This is a genomic window from Pseudomonas farris (assembly GCF_019145235.1).
Lineage (GTDB): Bacteria > Pseudomonadota > Gammaproteobacteria > Pseudomonadales > Pseudomonadaceae > Aquipseudomonas > Aquipseudomonas farris.
On record NZ_JAHSTV010000007.1, the window covers coordinates 80,840 to 100,500 of the forward strand.

Below are 19,661 nucleotides of genomic sequence, written 5' to 3' on the forward strand. Positions count from 1 at the left end.
CGGAACACTCTCTTGTTTTTATTGGGCGATTCGGGATGTGGAAGCTTGTGACAACGCCTTCGGGTCAAGTCCAACGAACGGCGCCTTGGCCCACACGACCTTGCCGCCGACTACCGTCAGCAGCACCTCGTTTCGGCCCAGCTCATCCTCCGGCACCTGCATGAAGTTCTTGTCCAATACGATCAAGTCGGCGAACTTGCCCACTTCGACCGAACCGACAACAGCGTCCAGTTTCAGCTGTTCAGCGGCGTTCATGGTGATGGTGCGCAGCACATCAGTGCGCGACAGCGCCGGCTCGGCATTCAACCTGCCGGCATACTTGGGGCCATAGCTGTGCGGGTTCAGCGGATCGCCTGAACGGGTGACACCGATCTTCAGCGCCAGGAATTCATCAAGCGGGTCGACAGGCCAGTCGCTGCCATAAGCAACCCGACCGCCAGCGCGGCTGATGCTGCCCGATGGCTCCATGCGGGCAAAACGCGCCGGGCCGAGATGATCGCTGGTGCCGTCGACCGTGGACGGCGCCTGCTGGGCCCACTGAAACGACATGTTGGCGGTCACGTCGAGCGCCTTGAAGCGTGAATAGTCGGCGGGGTCCACCGATTCGGCGTGAGTAATGGCCGGACGAAAACCGTTACCCGGCAGTTGCTGGCGCACGTATTCGATACCGTTCAACGAGTCACGCACCGCTCGATCCCCGGTGGCGTGAAGGTGCGGATCGAGGCCGACCTGCACCGCTTGCAACAGCAGCGGATTGAGCACTTGCGGCGGGAAGTACAGCTCACCGGCATTCTTGCCAGGCGTCCACTTGGGCGCGGCATCGGTGCCGGCATTGCGCAAGTACGGCGCCAACATTGCCCCGGTATCCGCTGGAGCGTTGATGATGCCGTCCATGAACAATTTGACGTGACGCATGCTCACACCCGGCGCGACTTTGGCTTCGCCCTGGTCGTAGGTGTTGGCCAGTGCCTTGGCCTCGGCAATGGTTTTCGCCGGGTCTGCAGCGGCGGCGGCAGGGTCGAGTTTGATCGCCAGCAAGGCCCGTGCAGTCAGTTCGCCCGACTGTTGCAGGGTGGTAAATGCTTTGCCATTTTCAGGCCCCGACAAGGCATCGAAGAAACTGGTGATGCCTTGCTGACGCATGGCGTCGAGCGCCGCGCGGGTCTGCTTGAGTTTTTCTGCGTCGCTGGCCGGCGGCACCACGGCGGCCATGGCATCGGCGGCACCGTCTTCACAGATACCGGTCGGGTTGCCGGCGCTGTCGCGGATGTACTTGCCATCCCCCGGATTGACCGTGTGCTTGTTGACGCCAGCGACTGCCAGGCCGCGAGAGTTTGTCAGCACGGTATGGAAGTCGGTGGAACGGACCTGAATCGGGCGAGTGGTCTTGAGCGCATCCAGCGTCGACTTGTCGGGATCGCCGTCGAGCCCGGTCATGCCCATGCGGTCCCAACTGCCCACTTCAAGCCAGACATCCGGGCCCTTACCCTTGTCGGCATCCAGACACGCCTGAATGGTTTCCTGGAAAACCTTGCGGGTCATCGTCTGGTATTTCAGGTCGCACAACGTCATGGCGCGACCGCCGTCCCCCGGATGCATGTGCGCATCGACGAAGCCGGGCATCAACATGCGCCCCGCCAGATCGATCAGCTGGGTCTGCGTGCCGATGTACGAAGCAACGCCTTCATCGCTGCCGACATAGACGATTTTCCCGCCCGTGACGGCGATCGCCTGCTGCACGGAATTCTTGCCATCGACGGTGTAGACATAGCCGTTGCGCATCACCATGTCAGCCGGTGTCGACCCCTGTGTCTGACACCCCACCAGCGCCATGCAGGAAAATGCCGTTGTCGACGCAACGGCGATAAACAGCCTGGAAAATTTCAACTGCCTCACCTCTATTTTTATAGTTTTGGAAGTGGCCCGAACAGACGGCCGCAAGCCTCTGATATGCAGGCATACCCTATAGGGCGCGGGCGTCGGATGGACCTCTACAAATGAGGAGGGGTGAGGTAATTAAATGACAGGGGGCCGATCGGGTGTAGCGGCGGAACCTGTGGGAGCGGGCTTGCTCGCGAAGGCGGCGGCACAGTCAACATTGATCGAAGAGGCTTGTTTAAAAGACCTCAAAGTTACGTCCTGAAAGCTACAAAACCTTGCGCCGTTGCCTACGGCTGCACCAGAATCCGCCGGCTTGTGCGCCTGGAGCCCCGCCGGTAACTTGATTCGCATCACTGATTCCCAGTGATCGGGTTTAGCAGCCCGGCTAGTCATTCACGGTTGCACATGTCTTATCCAGTCAGGCTTTCGCCTGCACTTGATGGTGGCTGTGCGCATGGCACCTTCGGGTGCGCCGGGTTTTGGGTGACTACCGGTCTGCTAACTTGCGCACAGCTGCCACCCTTTCGTATAGCAGCGAGATGGTTGCGGCCTCACTAGAGGTTAGTCCCCATGTTCAAGGCAACGCCCAACCCGCCGGTCACAGACCCGGCGTCCCCCTACGAATCTCTCGACTCAAAAAAACTCAATGAGGCCGCCGAACGCGCCCTCAACTTCCACTTCCCGTCGAATGCCGACATCAAAGCTACCGCGCGTACACCCAGCACTATGCTTTCCGTGAACCCAGAAGCCACAGCCGAAACCCTGGCGGTTTTTTTGGTCGAGACGCTGGCCTCGGTCGATGTGATGGTCCATCAGTTGGTGGATCATCTGGAGGGTGAATCGCGCTACGCCCTGCTGGGCATTTCAAACAGCATCATGGTGGCGGAGATCACGGCGAACCGGGTGCTGGATAAAATCGATACCCCTTAGAAACGTGAGCTCCATTCCTCTGTAGGAGCGAGCGGTGCGGCGATCCTACAGGGGGTGCGTTGTAGCTGGATTAGGTCTTTTCTGCCATTTGGCACTATAGTTCATGCCAGATGACAAAGCAGCGGAGGCTGCCATGAGCGCCAAGAAAAAAGATGTTGTAGTCGACGAGGCTGTCAAAGATGCCAGCCCAAAAAGAAAGGTTAAACCACGCGAATCCAATGTTGCCGTAACCGTCTTGAGTAATGGCGAGCGTGCGGTGAAGGTGAAAATGCCGGGGTCGAGTCGCGTGCCCCCAATGGTTGCGGTCTTGCTTTCTGGAAAAAATAGCGATGATCGTATGGAGATTTACAGGGCCGTTAAAAACGGTTTTCCGCTGCAGTCGGTGCTCGACATGATCGAAAACAGCGAGGTGTATAAGCAACGTGGCGTGCTGTCGAAAATCGTTGGTGCATCTGATCGCACGCTTGCGCGGCGGTTGAAAACGCCCAATGAAGCGTTGACCGCGGAGCAAAGCACGCGAGCGCTCAACTATGCAGAGGTCTTGGAAAAGGCAACGGATGTGCTGGGTTCGCGTGAGCTTGCCGAGCAGTGGATGGTCAAACCTGCTCGGGGTCTGGATGGTGAGGTGCCCATCGACCTGATTTCAAATTCGGTCGGGTATGAGTTGGTGACTGACTTTCTGACGCGCATTGAGTACGGGGTCTATTGATGGCTAAAGACCCTTTGAGCAGTGAGATTCACTTCTGGCGCCTTGATCCTGCTGAGCATGCCCCCACCTGGAATTCGGGCGTAGGGGCTGAAAAAGTCGGTGGGCGCTGGAACCCTAAAGGTATGGCCACGGTTTATGCAGCCCTGGATGCCTCTACGGCCATCCTTGAAGTTGCGGTGCATAAAAATTTCGACGCGCTGGATTGCAAGCCCCATCGTCTTACGCAGGCCCGAGTGCTGAACCCGTCCAGGATTTATGTGGTGCAGCCCGACAGCATTGCAAACTCTAATTGGCTGGTACCGGGCACCCCAAGTCGCAGCCAGCAACAGTTCGGTGCGGACCTGTTAAGTGTGTACCCCTTTGTGTTGGTCCCTTCTAGTGTCTCGCCGCATAGCTGGAATTTGTTGATGAACCCGCAATTGGCTAATGGGTTGTACGAGTTGGTGTTGCAAGAGCCTTTTGCCCTTGATGGGCGGCTTAATAAGCCTTCGTCTTAAAGGTGCCTTCGCGGGCAAGCCTCCATGCCAGTCAGTTAAGCCGCGGAACCTGTGGGAGCGGGCTTGCTCGCGAAGACGGCGGCACGGTCAACATTGATGTTGCCTGACCCACCGCTTTCGCGAGCAAGCCCGCTCCCACAGGGATTGCGCTCAACTGACTGGCATCGCTGAACGCAGCACCGAACCCAGTTCCACCTTGCTCTTCACACCCAGTTGCAAGTAACAGTTGCGCAGATAGGTGCGCACTGTCGCAGGACTCAACTCCAGGATTTTTGCAATTTCCTTGTAGGAATGGCCGGCGGCGAACAGCATGGCTGCCGTTCGCTCGCGTGGCGCAAGCATCGCCCCGCGTGACTGGGCTTCGAGCGACAGGATGACGTGCTCGGCGTTTGGGCTCAGTGTCAGGGCGCAGCGGCCCAGGCGCATAACGCAGGGTGCCTTTTGCAGTTGCGCGATCACCTGCGCGGGAAGCGTTGAACCGTTCCAGCCGGGTAACTCACGCTCAATGGCGGCACACAGCGTTGCCCCCACGTACAGCAAGCTGCCGTCCATGCGCGCGACGCCAAAGTCCGACGCCCCGCTGCCGGTGTCGAAACGGATCATGTCCTGCACCTGGAATCGCCACAGCTGCAACAGGTGGTCGCAGAAGGCCGAAAACAGATCGGCCTCACTGTCGTTGAAAGCCGAGGCATCAACGCCTCGGTAGAGACAGACAAAGAACATCAAACCGCTTTCGGGTAACTCGAAGGTGATGCACATCAGGTAGTAGAGATCGTGGCGCCGAGCGAAGGCGTTCACTTCTTCATTGGGGTCGGTGAAGCCACTGTCGCGCACGACCTCACCGGGTCGACTCATGGTGTCATGGGAGAATTTGTCGTTGCGCGCACACGTGTGCCACTCGGCGGCAAACGACTCGGGCAGGTTGATTCGCCCGTGCATCCAGTTTCTGGGCGAAACATCGACACCTAATGCAGACATCTCCCCCCACCAGGCCGAAGTGAAGGGCACCAGTTGGCTGAATGCCTGCAGGCCGTCGGTGATGAACCGGGATGCACCACGATCCCGGGCAAGACGCCCCAGGTGCAATACGCAAAGATTGAACGCTTGCAGCGTTGCCATCGACGCCTTGGCGCCGACCTCATCACCCTCCTCCATCGTTCTGATCCCGTTCGCTGCATGGCGTATTATCTTTTTGACCATGCCATAGGCGCAGCGATTGCGTCCAGCCCCAGGCGCGCAAGCTCGCTCGCCACGGGACTGGCATTGTTTTCAGACTTTGATTTCACTGGCCGGCATTACATCGATCCGCGCCACGGAGCCGGTCAGGTGCGCCAGATCCTTATTGTGTTCGGCGATGATGTCTTCGGCGCTCATCATGCCGTTGTCGATGGTGGAATGGGCGTCGGCCACCAGCACGACGTCGTAGCCCAATTGATGCGCCTGGCGGACGGTGGCGTTGACGCAGTAGTCGGTTTGCAGACCGCAGATGATCAGGCGGTCGGCTTCCAGTTCTTGCAGATGTTCATGCAAGCGGGTCTGGTAGAACGAATCCGGGGTGGTTTTGCGCAGCCGCAGGTCTTGGGGTGAAGTCTTCAGACCATCGGCCAGTTGCCAGCCTTCGCTGCCGTATTGCAGCAGGTCGCCCTCTTCTTCGTGCTGGATCAGGATGACCGGGATGTCGGCGGCCCGGGCTTTGGTGCTGAGATCGTTGATGGTATCGATGACGCGCTTGATGTCGAAGCATTCATACTCGCCGGTGCACAGCGCGCGTTGGACATCAATGATCAGGAGTGCGGTGCTCATGGCTTCCTTCCTTAGATAGGTCGGTAAAACGATGGATTACAACTCCCGTTCTGGTCTGTAGCAGCTGTCGAGGCTGCGTTCGAGGATCGGAGATCGGGGCCACCCGGGGAGTTCAGGTGGCCGCTGATCGCCTGTTTCAGTAACCGAGTGACAACCCGGTATTACGCCGTGGATCGTTCGCTCCGTAGAAGCGGTTCTTGCCCACTGGCTTGCCTTCCAGCGAAGGCGCACCTACCAGAATAGCTGCGATATGGTTCGGGTCCTGCGGCCCGGCAAATTTGTGCCCCCAGCTTTCGAGCATCTTCTTGGTGTCCGGGCTGGTGGCGAAGTTCTCCAGGTTGGTTTCTTCCGGCAGCCATTGCTGGTGGAAACGCGGCGCATCCACCGCTTCCTGGATGTTCATGCCGTAGTCGATCACGTTGAGGATGGTCAGCAAGGTTGCGGTGATGATGCGGCTGCCACCGGGCGTGCCGACGACCATGACGACCTTGCCGTCCTTGGTGACGATGGTCGGGCTCATGGACGACAGCGGCGCTTTGCCGGGGGCGATGGCGTTGGCTTCGCCCTGCACCAGGCCGTACATGTTCGGCACGCCGATTTTCGAGGTGAAATCGTCCATTTCATCGTTGAGGATGACCCCGGTTTTGCTCGCCATGACGCCGGCGCCGAACCAATCGTTGAGGGTGTAAGTCACCGACACCGCATTGCCCCATTTGTCGACGATCGAGTAATGGGTGGTGTTGCTGCCTTCGTGAGGCGCTACGCCAGGTTTGATCTCGCGGGATACGCCGGCCTTCTGCGGATCGATGACTTCGCGGATTTTGGTCGCGTAGTTTTTATCCAGCAGATGAGCGATCGGATTTTTCACGAAGTCCGGGTCGCCGAGGTAGCTGTTGCGGTCCACATACGCGTGGCGCATCGCTTCGATCTGGTAGTGCATCGCCTGAGCCGAGCGGAAGCCCAGGTCTTTCATCGGGTAGCCGTCGAGGATGTTCATGATCTCGCAGATCACCACGCCACCGGAGCTTGGCGGTGGCGCCGAGACCACGTGATAGCCGCGGTAATCGCACTCGATCGGCGCCAGTTCGCGGGTCTGGTATTTGTCGAGGTCAGCCTGAGTTATGATGCCCTTGTTGGCCTGACTGGAGGTGACGATGGCGTCGGCCACCCAGCCTTTATAGAAACCGTCGGCGCCCTTCTCGGAAATTTCCCGCAGGGTTTTGCTCAAGTCTTTTTGTACGAGTTTCTGGCCGACCTGCATCGGCTCGCCATTGCTCAGGAAGATCGAGCCCGAGTCGCGCATGTCTTTCTTGAAGACGTCGGTGGCGTACTCCAGCAAGTCGACATCGCCCTGCTCCAGCACAAAACCGTCTTCGGCAAGCTTGATCGCCGGGGCGATCACTTCCTTGCGGGGTTTGGTACCGTATTTCTTCAGAGCCAGTTCCATGCCCGAAACGGTGCCCGGCACGCCAACGGCAAGGTGGCCGCGGGTGCTCAGCTCCGGGATGACGTTGCCCTCTTTGTCGAGGTACATGTCGGGTGTCGCGGCCAGCGGGGCTTTTTCACGGAAGTCGAGGAAGGTCTTGCGCCCGTCCGCCAATTGAATCGTCATGAAACCACCGCCGCCCAAGTTACCCGCCGCGGGGTACACCACCGCCAGCGCATAACCCACCGCAACGGCGGCATCGACGGCGTTGCCGCCATTCTTGAGCACATCGACGCCGACGTGGCTGGCCAGATGCTGGGCGGTGACGACCATGCCGTTTTCGGCCGCGACCGGGGCGACGGAGGCCGCATGGGCGGTCAGGCAACTCAGCGCCAATGTGGTTGCCACGAGCGATTTGGTAAAAGGTTCGAACTTCATGAGTCGGTCTCTTTTTGTTTTTAGGTTCTGTTCAAAAACAGAGGGAACGGTTCAAGAGCAGTAGGCAAGTATGGCTGCGATTGCGTATTGCGCCTCCCCGACGAGGCAGTATGCTGGGCCCCCTGTTCAGTACTTTTACGGAGTCCGCCGGCATGTCCTATACCTTCACCACCCTGGCGTCTCCGGTCGGCGAATTGAAACTGGTGGCGAAAGGCGCGCGACTGGCGGCCATCCTCTGGGAAAACGACAAACCGGGTCGGGTAAGGCTGGGGCCGATGACTGAAGCAGCGGACAACCCGATCCTGGTGCGCACCGCACAGCAGTTGCAGGAATACTTCGCCGGCACACGTAACCGTTTCGAGCTGGAGCTGGATTTTGCCGGGACGGAATTTCAGCAGAAGGTGTGGCAGGCGTTGCTGACCATTCCGTTTGGCGAGACTCGCAGCTACAGCGAGATTGCCCGGCAGATCGGCAATCCCAGCGCGGTTCGTGCGGTAGGGGCGGCTAATGGCAAGAATCCGATTTCGATTGTCGCGCCGTGTCATCGAGTGATCGGTGCTTCGGGGAAACTGACGGGGTTTGCCGGTGGGCTTGAGGCGAAAGAGCAGTTGCTGACGCTGGAGGGATACGAGTGTCGCGGAGCCGGCAGAATGGATGATTTGTTTATCTGACGGCCCCTACAAAAAGACAGGGAACCTAAATCGCCGCCCGCAGCTCAAACCGCTCCGAAGACATCCTTCATCGCCGCATACTGCAGCAGCATGATGGTCTTGGCATCGCAGATCTCCCCGCGATAGAACGCCGCCAGCGCATCGTCGAACTTCCACTCCAGCACTTCCAGTTCTTCGGTTTCTTCCTCCAGCCCGCCGCCATCACTGACCTTCGAAGAGGCGTCGTACTCGGCGATGAAGAAATGCAGCTTTTCAGTCACTGAACCGGGGCTCATGTAAGCCTCGAAAACCTTCTGCACATGGTGGACGCGATAGCCGGTTTCCTCTTCGGCCTCAGCACGAATGCGCTCTTCAGGCGCAGCGCCTTCCAGCAGCCCGGCGGCCACTTCAATCAGCAAACCATCGTGGCCGTTGACGAACACCGGCAGCCTGAACTGGCGGGTCAGTACGACGGTTTTCTTCTCGCGATTGAACAGCAGAATCGCCGCGCCATTGCCGCGGTCATAGACCTCGCGAGTCTGACGCTGCCAGTCGCCGTTGTTGCGCAAGTAATCGAAGGTGATTTTTTTCAGCAGATACCAGTCGTGGGACAGCACCCGGGACTCGATGATGTTGACCCGCTCGGCTGTGTTCGACATGACAATCCATCCTTATGTTCGTCAGAAAGCGTCCATATTAGGCGAAAACAGAAAAGCCCGGCGACTGTCGTAATGCTGTGCACTCAAGAGAACCTTGAGCCAGAGAAACCTGTGGCGAGGGAGCTTGCTCCCGCTGGGCTGCGTAGCGGCCCCAAAAATCTGACAACCATTGCGATTTTTGTGAGCGCTACGCACTCAAGCGGGAGCAAGGTATCCGCCCGGTCAACACACCTTCCTGACCTTCAGCCAATCTGCTCGAACCGCCGCCTGGTCACGAACAGCCCCGCGCCCACCGGCACGGCAAGAACCGACATCAATCCCAAGTCAAAGCCCAGCAACTGGGTCTGGCTCACTGCAACGCAGCCGATTGCGCCTGCCACCACCAGCGTCACCCCTAGCCACTTGCGCAGCGGGTACGGCTTAAGAAACCGATCAAGTAGAAAGGCCAGCGCCACAACGATGACCGTCTGGGTAATTTCGGACATGTGCAGCCCCACTCAGGTCTTGATGATCAGGGATTCGGAAGAGCGCTGTGGGCCAATCCCACCATTGACCTGCGCCTGGATGTTGACGATTACGTCGCCAGCATGGTAGGTGGGCAGAGCGTCATTGACGTACGAGCGCACACCCGCCGTTACAACAGTACCTGCGGCGACACTGCCTGCAGGTCCGGCTAAACCGCCCACAGTACCGGCAGCGCCACCGAAGGCGGAGGCGGCAAGGTTGGCGACCTTGGTGCGTTGGGCATTGAGGGCATCGCCCTGTTGCCGGGTCAGCGGCTTGGAGATGCCTATCATCATCACGCACGCCAGGCTCTTGGCCTGCATCTATTCGTACACCTCGACGACCTTGCTGTTGACCTCATAGTGGGCGCTTTTCGCCTCGCCAAAATGCAGCTCGCGCAGGCGTCCGCGCTCGCTGTCGGTGAGGGTGATCTGCGAGACGTTGAAGACGATCCTGTGAGTGCCCATGTATTGGAAAGTCCCTTCGAACTTCATCGCGCGCATCCTTTCGAGGCAAAGATGGCGATTCTCTACAAGGAGCGCATTGGATTCAAATCATTTCACCTTGCCGGCAAGGTGTGTTGGCTCCCTCGCCACAAGTTCTTACTGACTCAAGACTCTCTTGAGTGAACCGCATTGCGGCGCTTTCATCCTCAGGAAAGTTGCGCCTTGTATTCTTTCTGATACTGCCCGGCGAGGGTTTCTTTCTGTTGTTCGTCGAGTAACTTGCCGGCCATCTGAAAGAACTTCTGCTCCTCCTCTTTGAGGTGGTGATGGACCTTCTCCGAGAGCTTTTTCGCCGTTGCCAACCAGGATGGACTGGACATTTCGGTCGCATCCAGCGCTTCCATCATCTCGTCCATTTCGTGGTGTTCGGAGATAGCGTGGCGGCTAAGATCCACGCCGTTGTCGAACTCCATCAGCGGCATGTAGAAATGGCGTTCTTCAGCGGTTGCGTGGGCCTGAAGCTCGGATTTGAGCCGTTTGTAAGCCTCGACCCGTTCCGGGGTGTCGCCACTGGTTTGAATCAGTGCATCGGCATAGCGGCGCTGACGGTCGTGGCTTTCGCGCAAGGCTTCAAAAATGTTCACGGGCTGCCCTCAATGACTGCTTTCAACAACGATGCTGTTCACGCTAGACATTCCCGGAGCCCCGGGGGTTCCTTGGGCTTCGGGGGGATAGAACAATCGCCGCAACCGGGATAGGCTCCGTGTTCACTGCCATAAGGATGTGTTGCCTATGACTCTGCGAATCGAATTGTCGAAAAATGCCACTCCGGAGGAGCGCGAGGCGATCCTCACACCACTGCGCGCCTACAACGCCGCAAAGGCCGGGGCCACGGTGTCGGAACAGATTGCTTTGCTGGTACGCAATGACAGCGACGAGATTCTCGGCGGGCTTTATGGCCGAGTGTTTTACCAGTGGTTTTTCATTGAGTTGTTGTCGGTGCCGGAGCTGGCCCGAGGACAAGGGATGGGCTCGAAGCTGATGCAGATGGCCGAAGACCTGGCGCGGGAAAAGGAATGCGTGGGGATCTGGCTGGACACCTTCGACTTCCAGGCGCCGGAGTTTTACAAGAAGCACGGCTACAGCGAGTTGGGGCACATTGCCGATTATCCGCCGGGCCACAAGCGCTTCTTTTTCCAGAAGCGCCTCATTAACACTGATTAAGACGCGCAACCTGTGGGAGCGGGCTTGCTCGCGAAGCTTTTGGCGCCCCTGAAGGCCCCTTCGCGAGCAAGCCCGCTCCCACATTGGAATGGCCCTCGGCCGATCGTCTGGGGATTGAGCCTCAAACTGCAGACTGCTCAGAGACAGGTCGCCAACGCCGCCAAACGGCGCTTGGCGACAAAATCGTCATGCTGCGCGTAGTAGCTCAATGCTGTACCCGAGGCGTCGGTGGTCACGTCCACGAAGGACTCGGCCGAACGGGTGTAGACCGTCGAGCCACCCTTCTTGCCCGGCTGCAAATACGCGCCCGCATCAACACCGAATACCGCTTCGTCCTGCCAGGCAAATTGCACGCACTGGGCGACGACTTTTTCCGGTTTGTCCGAGGTCAGGGTTTTGTACGGAGTTTTGGTGCGGGCGTCATTCATCGCCGATCCGGCGCAGCCCGCCAGCAAGGTTGCGGCCAGCGCCACCATCAGAATTCGCATTGCGTTCGCTCATCAAGAAAAAGCGGACTGTATCACCGCGGCGCGGCGTATCGTTCTGCTTTACTTCATTTATACCGCGACACCGCGCAACGATTCGCGCACCCTGTCGCGCCATTAACGCCGCATCGCCCATTTTTCCGGGCGCATTTTTCTGGAAAGGTCATGACACCCAACGCCGAATACTACAAACCGACCGCTGAATACGCCGACAAGCTGATCAGCCAGATCGGTCAGACGCCTTCCTGGATCGCCAAACGTATTGGCGTCACCGACAAGCGGATTCGTTACATTCTCGATGGCGAAAGAACCGTCAAAGGCGAAACCACGCCGATCCAGATGACCTACCCCGAGCAATTTGCTCTGGAGTGTCTGGCCGCGGCCGCCAAGGCGAGCAAAAAGCAGTCTTCTAAGGAGTGACCATGGCGGCAACCGAACAGCAACACGAGCAGGCGCTGAAAAAGTTTCTCGATGAGCGTCCTGAACTGCGCATCGAACTGGACAATCTGAATCCACTGCTGGCCCAGGCCAAGGGTGTGACAGTGGTGCAGTACCGCGACGAGCGCTTGCATGAAGCGTTCGAAGCCGAAGCTGAGCGCCTGGGTTTGTTTGCCTGGGAGCTGACGCTGCAACTGACTGCCGCCACGCCTGAGGACTACCAGGCCCAACGCCTGGAGGTGCATAAGGAAGTCGCGGAGATGGCCGGCATGGACTGGCTGGAGTATTGCGAGTTATATGGGTTAACCAAGTAATCATCGCTGCTCAAGGAAGCTTTCGTCGATGCTGCCTTCGCCCTTAAGTACCCGGGCCACACCGGGCCATTTGCATACCCATAAATGGCGCGGCCGCATCGGCCTGTCGATGGTCGCCAGTTTGTCGGTGCTCGCCGGCATGACCGATGCCATCGGCTTCATGGCCAGCGGCGACTTCGTGTCCTTCATGAGCGGCAACACCACTCGTCTGGCCGTGGCGATCAGCGATGGCGACCTCGGGCTGACCCTGCGCCTGGTAATCCTCGTGGCCACATTTGTCGCCGGCAACGCCCTGGGCATTATCGTCAGCCGTTTCGGTGGCCGGCGGGCGTTGCCGTTGCTGCTGTGCATCGCCACCCTGCTCTGCGGCGCTGCGGCTTGGCCCTACGAAACGCAATTGCCGGCGCTGCTGGCGACGATCATCGCCATGGGCATGCTCAATGCCGCCGTGGAAGAAGTGAATGGCCTGCCGGTCGGGCTGACTTACGTCACCGGCGCGTTGTCGCGGTTTGGCCGTGGTCTGGGGCGATGGATGCTTGGCGAACGGCGCAACGGCTGGCGGGTGCAATTAATCCCGTGGGCCGGGATGTTTGCCGGCGCGGTGATTGGGGCTTTGCTGGAACATCACCTTGGGCTCGGGGCGCTGTTTGTCAGCGGGCTGCTGGCGGGGGTGCTGGGATTGCTGTCGTTGAAGATTCCGCGGCGTTGGCAGTTGGGGTATATGCCACGCTGATCAGGTGATCAGATCCTGAATTTATGTTGCCGGGAAGTCCGTCTTCGCGAGCAAGCCCGCTCCCATACTGGATCTGCGGCGGATCACGATTTTGTGATCGACAGACATCGAGTGTGGGAGCGGGCTTGCTCGCGAAGGCAGCGACTCGGTCTACGAGTAAACGCCCTTCGCCGCCCCGCCGATAAAGCTTTATCATGGCCGCAGTTTTGCTGATCGAGTCCGTCATGAAGTTTGCCATTGCGCTGTTTTCCGCCGCCCATGCGCCCTCCTCGCGCCGTGCCTTGCTGTTCGCCCAGGCCGCGCTGGCTGGCGGGCATGAGATTGTCCGGCTGTTTTTCTATCAGGATGGCGTCTACAACGCCTCCGGCAGCGTGGTCACGCCTCAGGATGAGCAGGACTTGCCCAAGCAATGGCGCAACTTTGTCAGCGAGCATCAACTCGATGGCGTGGTCTGCATCGCCGCCGCCCTGCGCCGTGGGGTGTTGAACGAGGAAGAAGCCCAGCGCTATCAGCGTGAAGCGGTAGCAGTAGGCGCGCCATGGGAATTGTCCGGCCTCGGCCAGTTGCATGATGCGGTGCAGGACGCTGACCGCTTGATCTGTTTCGGAGGCGCGTGAGATGGCTAAATCCTTACTGATTATCAGCCGTCAGGCACCGTGGTCCGGGCCGAATGCGCGGGAAGCGTTGGACATCGTACTGGCCGGCGGTGCCTTCGATCTGCCGATCGGCCTGCTATTTCTCGATGACGGCGTGTTCCAGCTCGCCGCGAAACAGGACGCCAAGGCGCTGCAACAGAAAGACCTGAGCGCCAACCTGCAAGCCTTGCCGATGTTTGGTGTCGAAGACCTGTTCGTGTGCGGTGAAAGCGCCGCGGCCCGTGGTCTGGCCCCAAAAGGTCTGTCGCTTGAAGAAGCCCAGGTGTTGGCCGCCCAGGAAATCACCGCCCTTATTGACCGTTACGACCAGGTGATCACCCTCTGATGTCGACTTTGCATGTGTTGTCTCATTCCCCTTTCGGCAACGACCGCCTGAGCAGTTGCCTGCGCGTGATCGGTGCCAACGATGCGCTGCTGCTGAGTGGCGATGCGGCTTATGCCTTGCAGCCAGGCACCGCACCATTCACCACGCTGCAGGCTCGCAGCCTGAAACTGTTCGTGCTGGGCGAAGATGCTCAAGCTCGGGCTCTGGAAGTCCCGGATTGGGCCAAGGCCATCGATTACCCGGCCTTCGTCGAACTGTCGATTCACTACGACAAGGTCAACAGTTGGCTATGAAATCCCTGACGGTCGGCGCCCGCGCCATTGAACTGGACAAGGACGGTTTCCTGGTCGAACTGAGTGACTGGTCTGCCGAAGTGGCCGCCGCCCTCGCCGCTGCAGAAGACATCGAGTTGAGCCCGGAACACTGGGAGATCCTCGAATTGCTGCGCAGTTTCTACGACGAATTCCAGCTGTCCCCGGCGACCCGCCCGCTGATCAAGTACACCGCATTGAAACTCGGCCCCGACAAGGGCAACAGCCTGCACCTGAACCGACTGTTCAAAGGCACCCCTGCCAAACTCGCCGCAAAACTGGCGGGCCTGCCCAAACCGACGAATTGCTTATGACCGACTATCCAGCACTGACCCTCGAAACGCCCGCCGAGCACCCGTTCGCCCAGTTCGTGCGGATCCTTGGCAAAGGCAAACGCGGCGCCCGCGACCTGACCCGAGAGGAAGCCCGCGAGGCCATGGGCATGGTGTTCGACGACAAGGTCGAGGACACCCAGCTCGGCGCGTTCCTGATGCTGTTGCGGCATAAGGAAGAAAGCGCCGAGGAAATGGCCGGGTTCACCGAAGCCTTGCGTGAACGCCTGAATCCACCGGCGCTGGCAGTTGATCTGGACTGGCCGACGTATGCCGGCAAGAAGCGTCACCTGCCGTGGTACCTGCTGGCGGCCAAGTGCCTGGCACAGAACGGCGTGCGCATCTTCATGCATGGCGGCGGCGCACACACGGCCGGTCGGCTGTACAGCGAACAACTGCTCGAGACGCTGAACATTCCACTGTGCCGCAACTGGCAGCAGGTCGGCGCTGCGCTCGATAAGAGCGGTCTGGCGTTCATGCCACTGGTGGACTGGGCCCCGCAACTTCAGCGAATGATCGACCTGCGCAACACCTTGGGCCTGCGCTCCCCGATCCATTCCCTGGCGCGGATTCTCAATCCGTTGGGCGCTCGCTGCGGTCTGCAAAGCATTTTCCACCCCGGCTATCAGGCCGTACATCGCGATGCCAGCGGTTTGCTGGGCGATACCGCCATCGTGATCAAGGGCGATGGTGGTGAAATCGAGATCAATCCGGACGCCGACAGCCACCTGTATGGCACCACCGGCGGCGAAAGCTGGGATGAAGAATGGCCACAGCTGTCGACCCAGCGCCACGTCAAACCGGCGACCCTTGATCCGGAGCACCTGAAAGCCGTATGGCGTGGCGATGTAGTCGACAGCTATCCACAAATGGCGTTGATCTCGACCATGGCCCTGGCGTTGCGCGGCCTCGGCCAGACCCGCGAGCAAGCGTTCGAAACCGCCCAGCAGTATTGGGATGCAAGGGACCGATCGATTTAACCGATCATAACTGCCTAACCTTTGCGCTTTTTGTTCGAACCTATGCGCATAGACTCCTCTCCAACGCTTATCGGTTGAGGAGTTTTGAACATGGGTTTGTTAGTCGAAGGACGCTGGCAGGATCAATGGTACGAAAGCAGCAAGGACGGCACGTTCCAGCGTGAACAGGCACAACGTCGCAACTGGCTGACCGCCGACGGCAAGCCAGGCCCGACCGGTGTCGGTGGTTTTGCCGCCGACGCTGGTCGCTATCACCTCTACGTATCCCTCGCCTGCCCGTGGGCTCATCGCACGCTGATCCTGCGTAAGCTCAAAGGCTTGGAAAACCTGATCGATGTGTCGGTGGTCAGTTGGTTGATGCTGGAAAACGGCTGGACCTTTGACAAGAGCCTGGGCTCGACCGGCGACAAGCTTGATCACTTCAATTTCATGCACCAACGCTACACCGCCGATACCGCTAACTACACCGGTCGCGTCACTGTGCCGGTGCTCTGGGACAAACAGACAAATCGCATCGTCAATAATGAATCGGCGGAGATCATCCGCATGTTCAATAGTGCTTTTGATAAGCTGACCGGCAATGACCTGGATTTCTACCCGGCGCCATTGCGGGCCGAGATCGATGCGTTGAACGAGCGGATTTATCCAGCGGTGAATAACGGCGTCTATCGCGCCGGGTTTGCTACGTCGCAGCAGGCTTATGAAGAAGCGTTCGACGAACTGTTTGGTGAGCTGGATCGGCTGGAGCAATTGCTGGGCGCGAATCGGTACCTGACGGGTGAATACCTGACGGAAGCGGATATTCGGCTGTTCACTACGATGATTCGTTTCGATGCGGTGTACTTCGGGCACTTCAAGTGCAACCTGCGACGGATTGCCGATTATCCGAATCTGTCGAACTGGCTACGGGAGATTTATCAGTGGCCGGGGATAGCCGAAACGGTGAGTTTTGAGCACATCAAGAATCACTACTACGGCAGCCACAAGACCATCAATCCGACCGGGATCGTGCCTAAAGGGCCGGCTCAGGATTTCACTTCGGCTCATGATCGGGCAAGGTTGAATGGGAAAGGGGTTTGGCGTAAAGCTGAGGTCTGATCTGAGCATGGAGGTGGTTTTGAGGGCCTCTTCGCGAGCAAGCTCGCTCCCACATTTGATCTGTGTCTGGCCATGAATCTGTGGCTGAACACGCTCTAATGTGGGAGCGGGCTTGCTCGCGAAGGAGGCCACTCGGTATTCAGACCTGCGCCTGAGCCCCTTCAAACCACGCCAATTTCTCGCGCAGTTGCACCACTTCCCCGACGATCACCAGCGTCGGCGCATGCACTTCATGCTCCGCCACCAGCCGTGGAAGGTCGGCCAGGGTGCCGGTAAACACCCGCTGATTGACCGTGGTGCCCTGCTGGATCAACGCCGCCGGGGTATCGGCTGCGCGACCGTGTTTGATCAACTGCTCGCAGATGATCGGCAAGCCCACCAGCCCCATGTAAAACACCAGGGTTTGCGCCGGCGCGACCAGGTCGGCCCACGGCAAATCGGTGGAACCGTCCTTGAGGTGCCCGGTGACGAACCGCACCGACTGCGCGTAATCGCGGTGAGTCAGCGGAATCCCGGCATACGCCGCGCAACCGCTGGCTGCAGTAATGCCCGGCACCACCTGAAACGGAATGCCATGGGCCGCCAGTTCTTCGATCTCTTCACCGCCACGCCCGAAGATAAACGGATCGCCGCCCTTCAAACGCACCACGCGTTTGCCGGCCTTGGCCAGATCCACCAGATGCTGGTTGATCTGTTCCTGAGGCACGGCGTGATCGGCGCGGCGCTTGCCGACGTAGACCCGCTCGGCATCGCGACGGCACAAATCCAGAATCGCCGGCGCCACCAGACGGTCATACAGCACCACATCGGCTTGCTGCATTAGACGCAAGGCGCGGAAGGTCAACAGGTCGGGGTCACCCGGCCCGGCGCCCACCAGATAAACTTCGCCGGTAGCGACGGGTGCTTCGCCATTGATTTTCGCCAGCATCAAGCGCTCGGCCTCGGCGCCCTGCCCGGCCAGGTGCCGGTCGGCAATCGGGCCCTGGAATACATCCTCCCAGAACGCCCGGCGCTGCTGCACATCCGGAAACAGGCCTTTGACCTGAGTGCGGAAACGCGCCGCCAGACCGGCCAGTTGGCCGTAGGTGGAAGGAATCCAGGTTTCCAGCTTGGCGCGAATCAACCGCGCCAGCACCGGCGCATCGCCGCCGCTGGACACCGCAATGATCAATGGGGAACGGTCGACGATCGCCGGGAAGATCACGCTGCACAGGGCCGGCGCGTCCACCACGTTGACCGGCACACAACGCCGATGGGCATCGGCGGAGACTTGCGCGTTCAGCGGTTCGTCGTCGGTGGCGGCGATAATCAGCCCGCAACCGTCCAGGTCCGTTTCGGCGTAGCCACGCAACAGGCACTCGCCACCGCTGCCAACCACTAGCTCGCGCAGTTGCGGTTCGATTTCAGGCGCGACCACCCGCAGCAGCGCACCGGCTTCGGCCAGCAGGCGGGATTTACGCAACGCAATCTCCCCACCGCCGACGACCAATACACGACTGCCGCGGAGGTTATGAAACAGCGGCAGATAGTCCATTTAGCCGATGACCTCAAGGCCACCCATGTACGGCTTGAGCACCTCAGGCACACGGATCGAACCGTCGGCCTGCTGGTAGTTCTCAAGCACCGCCACCAGGGTACGACCGACCGCCAGGCCGGAACCGTTCAGGGTGTGAACCAGCTCAGGCTTGCCGGTTTCCGGGTTGCGGAAACGCGCTTGCATGCGGCGGGCCTGGAAGTCGCCGCAGTTGGAGCACGACGAAATTTCGCGGTATTTGTCCTGGCTCGGAATCCACACTTCCAGGTCGTAGGTCTTGACCGCGCTGAAGCCCATGTCGCCCGTGCACAGCGCCAGGGTGCGATACGGCAGTTCCAGCAGTTGCAGGACTTTCTCGGCGTTGGCGGTCAGGCCTTCCAGCGCTTCCATCGAGGTCGATGGTTCAACGATCTGGACCATCTCGACCTTGTCGAACTGGTGCTGACGGATCATGCCGCGAGTGTCGCGACCCGATGCACCGGCCTCGCTGCGGAAACACGGCGTGTGTGCCACGAATTTGATCGGCAGCAGTTTCGAATCGACGATCTCGCCAGCAACGATGTTGGTCAGCGACACTTCAGCGGTCGGGATCAGGTACAGATCGGCTTCGCCTTCGCGGCTGATCTTGAACAGGTCTTCTTCGAACTTAGGCAACTGCCCGGTGCCCTGCAACGCAGGCGCCTGCACCAGGTACGGGGTGTAAGCCTCTTCGTAACCGTGTTCGTTGATGTGCAGGTTGATCATGAACTGTGCCAGCGCGCGGTGCAGACGGGCGATCGGGCCGCGCAGCAGGGCGAAACGGGCGCCGGACAACTTGGCGGCGGTTTCGAAGTCCAGCCAGCCGAACTTCTCGCCCAGGGCCACGTGGTCCTGAACCGGGAAATCGAAGGCCTTAGGCGTGCCCCAGCGGCGCACTTCAACGTTGCCTTCTTCGTCATCGCCGACCGGCACCGATTCGTGCGGCAGGTTCGGGATGCCCAGCAGGATCGAATCCAGCTCGGTCTGGATCGCGTCCAGCTCGACTTTACCGGCGCTCAACTCACCCGCCATGCGCTCGACGTCCGCCATCAACGGCGCGATGTCTTCGCCGCGCTGCTTGGCCTGACCGATGGACTTGGAGCGCGCGTTACGTTCAGCCTGCAGTGCCTCGGTACGGGTCTGGACGGTCTTGCGCTGTTCTTCCAGCGCTTCGATGCGCGCAACATCCAGCGTGTAGCCACGGGATGCCAGGCGGTCCGCTACGTCCTGAAGGTTGCTACGTAACAGTTTGGAATCGAGCATGTCGGTT

The 19,661-nt window shown here is 59.5% G+C and carries 24 protein-coding genes and 1 pseudogene; 14 read left to right on the forward strand and 11 right to left on the reverse strand.

Features of this window, described 5'->3' with window-relative positions:
* Positions 1 to 18: 18 nt before the first annotated feature.
* Entirely contained in the window at positions 19 to 1,887 is a 1,869-nt protein-coding gene (locus KVG95_RS16105) for an amidohydrolase (protein ID WP_217857128.1), read from the reverse strand.
* A gap of 564 nt (positions 1,888 to 2,451) precedes the next feature.
* Here KVG95_RS16105 and KVG95_RS16110 point away from each other — a divergent pair.
* The 3 genes from KVG95_RS16110 to KVG95_RS16120 all read left to right on the forward strand — a co-directional run bounded on the left by KVG95_RS16110 (position 2,452) and on the right by KVG95_RS16120 (position 4,017).
* The gene (locus KVG95_RS16110; protein WP_217857129.1) at positions 2,452 to 2,811 is read left to right on the forward strand and encodes a DUF6124 family protein; all 360 of its coding nucleotides are present in this window, start codon (positions 2,452 to 2,454) and stop codon (positions 2,809 to 2,811) included.
* A gap of 133 nt (positions 2,812 to 2,944) precedes the next feature.
* Positions 2,945 to 3,520: an Xre family toxin-antitoxin system antitoxin gene (locus KVG95_RS16115; RefSeq protein ID WP_217857130.1), complete on the forward strand. Its 576-nt coding sequence runs from the start codon at positions 2,945 to 2,947 to the stop codon at positions 3,518 to 3,520.
* Positions 3,520 to 4,017, forward strand: coding sequence for an RES family NAD+ phosphorylase (locus KVG95_RS16120; RefSeq protein WP_217857131.1), 498 nt, complete (start codon positions 3,520 to 3,522; stop codon positions 4,015 to 4,017). Before KVG95_RS16115 ends, KVG95_RS16120 begins: the two co-directional genes overlap by 1 nt.
* Before the next feature lie 150 nt (positions 4,018 to 4,167).
* On the opposite strand, the gene KVG95_RS16125 is transcribed toward KVG95_RS16120, so the two are convergent.
* From KVG95_RS16125 to ggt, 3 genes are all read right to left on the reverse strand, one after another.
* Positions 4,168 to 5,172: a helix-turn-helix transcriptional regulator gene (locus KVG95_RS16125; RefSeq protein WP_217857132.1), complete on the reverse strand. Its 1,005-nt coding sequence runs from the start codon at positions 5,170 to 5,172 to the stop codon at positions 4,168 to 4,170.
* A 114-nt stretch (positions 5,173 to 5,286) separates the two neighbouring features.
* Positions 5,287 to 5,820 (reverse strand): cysteine hydrolase family protein, encoded by a 534-nt coding sequence (locus KVG95_RS16130; RefSeq protein WP_217857133.1) that lies wholly within the window; start codon positions 5,818 to 5,820, stop codon positions 5,287 to 5,289.
* 136 nt (positions 5,821 to 5,956) lie between these two features.
* Positions 5,957 to 7,684, reverse strand: coding sequence for a gamma-glutamyltransferase (gene ggt / locus KVG95_RS16135; RefSeq protein WP_217857134.1), 1,728 nt, complete (start codon positions 7,682 to 7,684; stop codon positions 5,957 to 5,959).
* Between the two features lie 152 nt (positions 7,685 to 7,836).
* Here ggt and KVG95_RS16140 point away from each other — a divergent pair, with 152 nt between their 5' ends.
* Positions 7,837 to 8,355, forward strand: a complete 519-nt coding sequence (locus KVG95_RS16140) for a methylated-DNA--[protein]-cysteine S-methyltransferase (protein ID WP_217857135.1) — start codon at positions 7,837 to 7,839, stop codon at positions 8,353 to 8,355.
* A 44-nt stretch (positions 8,356 to 8,399) separates the two neighbouring features.
* Here KVG95_RS16140 and KVG95_RS16145 read toward each other — a convergent pair whose 3' ends face one another.
* The 4 genes and pseudogenes from KVG95_RS16145 to KVG95_RS16160 all read right to left on the reverse strand — a co-directional run bounded on the left by KVG95_RS16145 (position 8,400) and on the right by KVG95_RS16160 (position 10,587).
* Positions 8,400 to 8,993, reverse strand: coding sequence for an NUDIX domain-containing protein (locus KVG95_RS16145; RefSeq protein WP_123722043.1), 594 nt, complete (start codon positions 8,991 to 8,993; stop codon positions 8,400 to 8,402).
* 242 nt (positions 8,994 to 9,235) lie between these two features.
* Complete coding sequence (locus tag KVG95_RS16150) at positions 9,236 to 9,478, reverse strand: hypothetical protein (protein ID WP_019580101.1); 243 nt, start codon at positions 9,476 to 9,478, stop codon at positions 9,236 to 9,238.
* Between the two features lie 12 nt (positions 9,479 to 9,490).
* Positions 9,491 to 9,991, reverse strand: a pseudogene (locus tag KVG95_RS16155) (hypothetical protein).
* 158 nt (positions 9,992 to 10,149) lie between these two features.
* The gene (locus tag KVG95_RS16160) at positions 10,150 to 10,587 is read right to left on the reverse strand and encodes a hemerythrin domain-containing protein (protein ID WP_217857136.1); all 438 of its coding nucleotides are present in this window, start codon (positions 10,585 to 10,587) and stop codon (positions 10,150 to 10,152) included.
* A 148-nt stretch (positions 10,588 to 10,735) separates the two neighbouring features.
* Between KVG95_RS16160 and KVG95_RS16165 the strand changes: the two genes are divergently transcribed.
* Positions 10,736 to 11,167 (forward strand): GNAT family N-acetyltransferase, encoded by a 432-nt coding sequence (locus KVG95_RS16165; RefSeq protein ID WP_217857137.1) that lies wholly within the window; start codon positions 10,736 to 10,738, stop codon positions 11,165 to 11,167.
* Positions 11,168 to 11,304: 137 nt separating this feature from the next.
* Here KVG95_RS16165 and KVG95_RS16170 read toward each other — a convergent pair whose 3' ends face one another.
* Complete coding sequence (locus tag KVG95_RS16170) at positions 11,305 to 11,655, reverse strand: hypothetical protein (RefSeq protein ID WP_007904889.1); 351 nt, start codon at positions 11,653 to 11,655, stop codon at positions 11,305 to 11,307.
* A 162-nt stretch (positions 11,656 to 11,817) separates the two neighbouring features.
* On the opposite strand from KVG95_RS16170, the gene KVG95_RS16175 reads away from it, so the two are divergent.
* From KVG95_RS16175 to KVG95_RS16215, 9 genes are all read left to right on the forward strand, one after another.
* Complete coding sequence (locus tag KVG95_RS16175) at positions 11,818 to 12,072, forward strand: hypothetical protein (protein WP_008008546.1); 255 nt, start codon at positions 11,818 to 11,820, stop codon at positions 12,070 to 12,072.
* A 2-nt stretch (positions 12,073 to 12,074) separates the two neighbouring features.
* The gene (locus KVG95_RS16180) at positions 12,075 to 12,404 is read left to right on the forward strand and encodes a DUF6388 family protein (protein ID WP_217857138.1); all 330 of its coding nucleotides are present in this window, start codon (positions 12,075 to 12,077) and stop codon (positions 12,402 to 12,404) included.
* 28 nt (positions 12,405 to 12,432) lie between these two features.
* Positions 12,433 to 13,137 (forward strand): YoaK family protein, encoded by a 705-nt coding sequence (locus KVG95_RS16185; RefSeq protein WP_217857139.1) that lies wholly within the window; start codon positions 12,433 to 12,435, stop codon positions 13,135 to 13,137.
* 224 nt (positions 13,138 to 13,361) lie between these two features.
* Entirely contained in the window at positions 13,362 to 13,754 is a 393-nt protein-coding gene (gene tusD, locus KVG95_RS16190; RefSeq protein ID WP_064621317.1) for a sulfurtransferase complex subunit TusD, read from the forward strand.
* 1 nt (position 13,755) lies between these two features.
* Positions 13,756 to 14,118: a sulfurtransferase complex subunit TusC gene (gene tusC, locus KVG95_RS16195; protein WP_217857140.1), complete on the forward strand. Its 363-nt coding sequence runs from the start codon at positions 13,756 to 13,758 to the stop codon at positions 14,116 to 14,118.
* Positions 14,118 to 14,411 (forward strand): sulfurtransferase complex subunit TusB, encoded by a 294-nt coding sequence (tusB, locus tag KVG95_RS16200; RefSeq protein WP_050682729.1) that lies wholly within the window; start codon positions 14,118 to 14,120, stop codon positions 14,409 to 14,411. Before tusC ends, tusB begins: the two co-directional genes overlap by 1 nt.
* Positions 14,408 to 14,743 (forward strand): TusE/DsrC/DsvC family sulfur relay protein, encoded by a 336-nt coding sequence (locus tag KVG95_RS16205; protein ID WP_048396941.1) that lies wholly within the window; start codon positions 14,408 to 14,410, stop codon positions 14,741 to 14,743. The genes tusB and KVG95_RS16205 overlap by 4 nt, the downstream gene beginning before the upstream one ends.
* Positions 14,740 to 15,741: a glycosyl transferase family protein gene (locus KVG95_RS16210; RefSeq protein ID WP_217857141.1), complete on the forward strand. Its 1,002-nt coding sequence runs from the start codon at positions 14,740 to 14,742 to the stop codon at positions 15,739 to 15,741. The genes KVG95_RS16205 and KVG95_RS16210 overlap by 4 nt, the downstream gene beginning before the upstream one ends.
* Positions 15,742 to 15,831: 90 nt before the next feature.
* Complete coding sequence (locus KVG95_RS16215) at positions 15,832 to 16,839, forward strand: glutathione S-transferase family protein (RefSeq protein WP_217857142.1); 1,008 nt, start codon at positions 15,832 to 15,834, stop codon at positions 16,837 to 16,839.
* Between the two features lie 139 nt (positions 16,840 to 16,978).
* Here the strand turns inward: KVG95_RS16215 and cysG are convergent, their stop codons facing one another.
* Together cysG and serS are read right to left on the reverse strand one after the other, a co-directional pair.
* The gene (gene cysG / locus KVG95_RS16220; RefSeq protein WP_217857143.1) at positions 16,979 to 18,373 is read right to left on the reverse strand and encodes a siroheme synthase CysG; all 1,395 of its coding nucleotides are present in this window, start codon (positions 18,371 to 18,373) and stop codon (positions 16,979 to 16,981) included.
* On the reverse strand, positions 18,374 to 19,654 hold the full coding sequence (serS, locus tag KVG95_RS16225) for a serine--tRNA ligase (RefSeq protein WP_050682726.1): 1,281 nt from the start codon (positions 19,652 to 19,654) through the stop codon (positions 18,374 to 18,376).
* Positions 19,655 to 19,661 lie beyond the last annotated feature (7 nt).

Coding starts and splice junctions, on each gene's coding strand:
- KVG95_RS16110 (WP_217857129.1), top strand. CDS start 2,452: ATGTTCAAGGCAACGCCCAACCCGCCGGTCACAGACCCGGCGTCCCCC.
- KVG95_RS16115 (WP_217857130.1), top strand. CDS start 2,945: ATGAGCGCCAAGAAAAAAGATGTTGTAGTCGACGAGGCTGTCAAAGAT.
- KVG95_RS16120 (WP_217857131.1), top strand. CDS start 3,520: ATGGCTAAAGACCCTTTGAGCAGTGAGATTCACTTCTGGCGCCTTGAT.
- KVG95_RS16125 (WP_217857132.1), bottom strand. CDS start 5,172: ATGGAGGAGGGTGATGAGGTCGGCGCCAAGGCGTCGATGGCAACGCTG.
- KVG95_RS16130 (WP_217857133.1), bottom strand. CDS start 5,820: ATGAGCACCGCACTCCTGATCATTGATGTCCAACGCGCGCTGTGCACC.
- ggt (WP_217857134.1), bottom strand. CDS start 7,684: ATGAAGTTCGAACCTTTTACCAAATCGCTCGTGGCAACCACATTGGCG.
- KVG95_RS16140 (WP_217857135.1), top strand. CDS start 7,837: ATGTCCTATACCTTCACCACCCTGGCGTCTCCGGTCGGCGAATTGAAA.
- KVG95_RS16145 (WP_123722043.1), bottom strand. CDS start 8,993: ATGTCGAACACAGCCGAGCGGGTCAACATCATCGAGTCCCGGGTGCTG.
- KVG95_RS16150 (WP_019580101.1), bottom strand. CDS start 9,478: ATGTCCGAAATTACCCAGACGGTCATCGTTGTGGCGCTGGCCTTTCTA.
- KVG95_RS16165 (WP_217857137.1), top strand. CDS start 10,736: ATGACTCTGCGAATCGAATTGTCGAAAAATGCCACTCCGGAGGAGCGC.
- KVG95_RS16170 (WP_007904889.1), bottom strand. CDS start 11,655: ATGCGAATTCTGATGGTGGCGCTGGCCGCAACCTTGCTGGCGGGCTGC.
- KVG95_RS16175 (WP_008008546.1), top strand. CDS start 11,818: ATGACACCCAACGCCGAATACTACAAACCGACCGCTGAATACGCCGAC.
- KVG95_RS16180 (WP_217857138.1), top strand. CDS start 12,075: ATGGCGGCAACCGAACAGCAACACGAGCAGGCGCTGAAAAAGTTTCTC.
- KVG95_RS16185 (WP_217857139.1), top strand. CDS start 12,433: ATGCTGCCTTCGCCCTTAAGTACCCGGGCCACACCGGGCCATTTGCAT.
- tusD (WP_064621317.1), top strand. CDS start 13,362: ATGAAGTTTGCCATTGCGCTGTTTTCCGCCGCCCATGCGCCCTCCTCG.
- tusC (WP_217857140.1), top strand. CDS start 13,756: ATGGCTAAATCCTTACTGATTATCAGCCGTCAGGCACCGTGGTCCGGG.
- tusB (WP_050682729.1), top strand. CDS start 14,118: ATGTCGACTTTGCATGTGTTGTCTCATTCCCCTTTCGGCAACGACCGC.
- KVG95_RS16205 (WP_048396941.1), top strand. CDS start 14,408: ATGAAATCCCTGACGGTCGGCGCCCGCGCCATTGAACTGGACAAGGAC.
- KVG95_RS16210 (WP_217857141.1), top strand. CDS start 14,740: ATGACCGACTATCCAGCACTGACCCTCGAAACGCCCGCCGAGCACCCG.
- KVG95_RS16215 (WP_217857142.1), top strand. CDS start 15,832: ATGGGTTTGTTAGTCGAAGGACGCTGGCAGGATCAATGGTACGAAAGC.
- cysG (WP_217857143.1), bottom strand. CDS start 18,373: ATGGACTATCTGCCGCTGTTTCATAACCTCCGCGGCAGTCGTGTATTG.
- serS (WP_050682726.1), bottom strand. CDS start 19,654: ATGCTCGATTCCAAACTGTTACGTAGCAACCTTCAGGACGTAGCGGAC.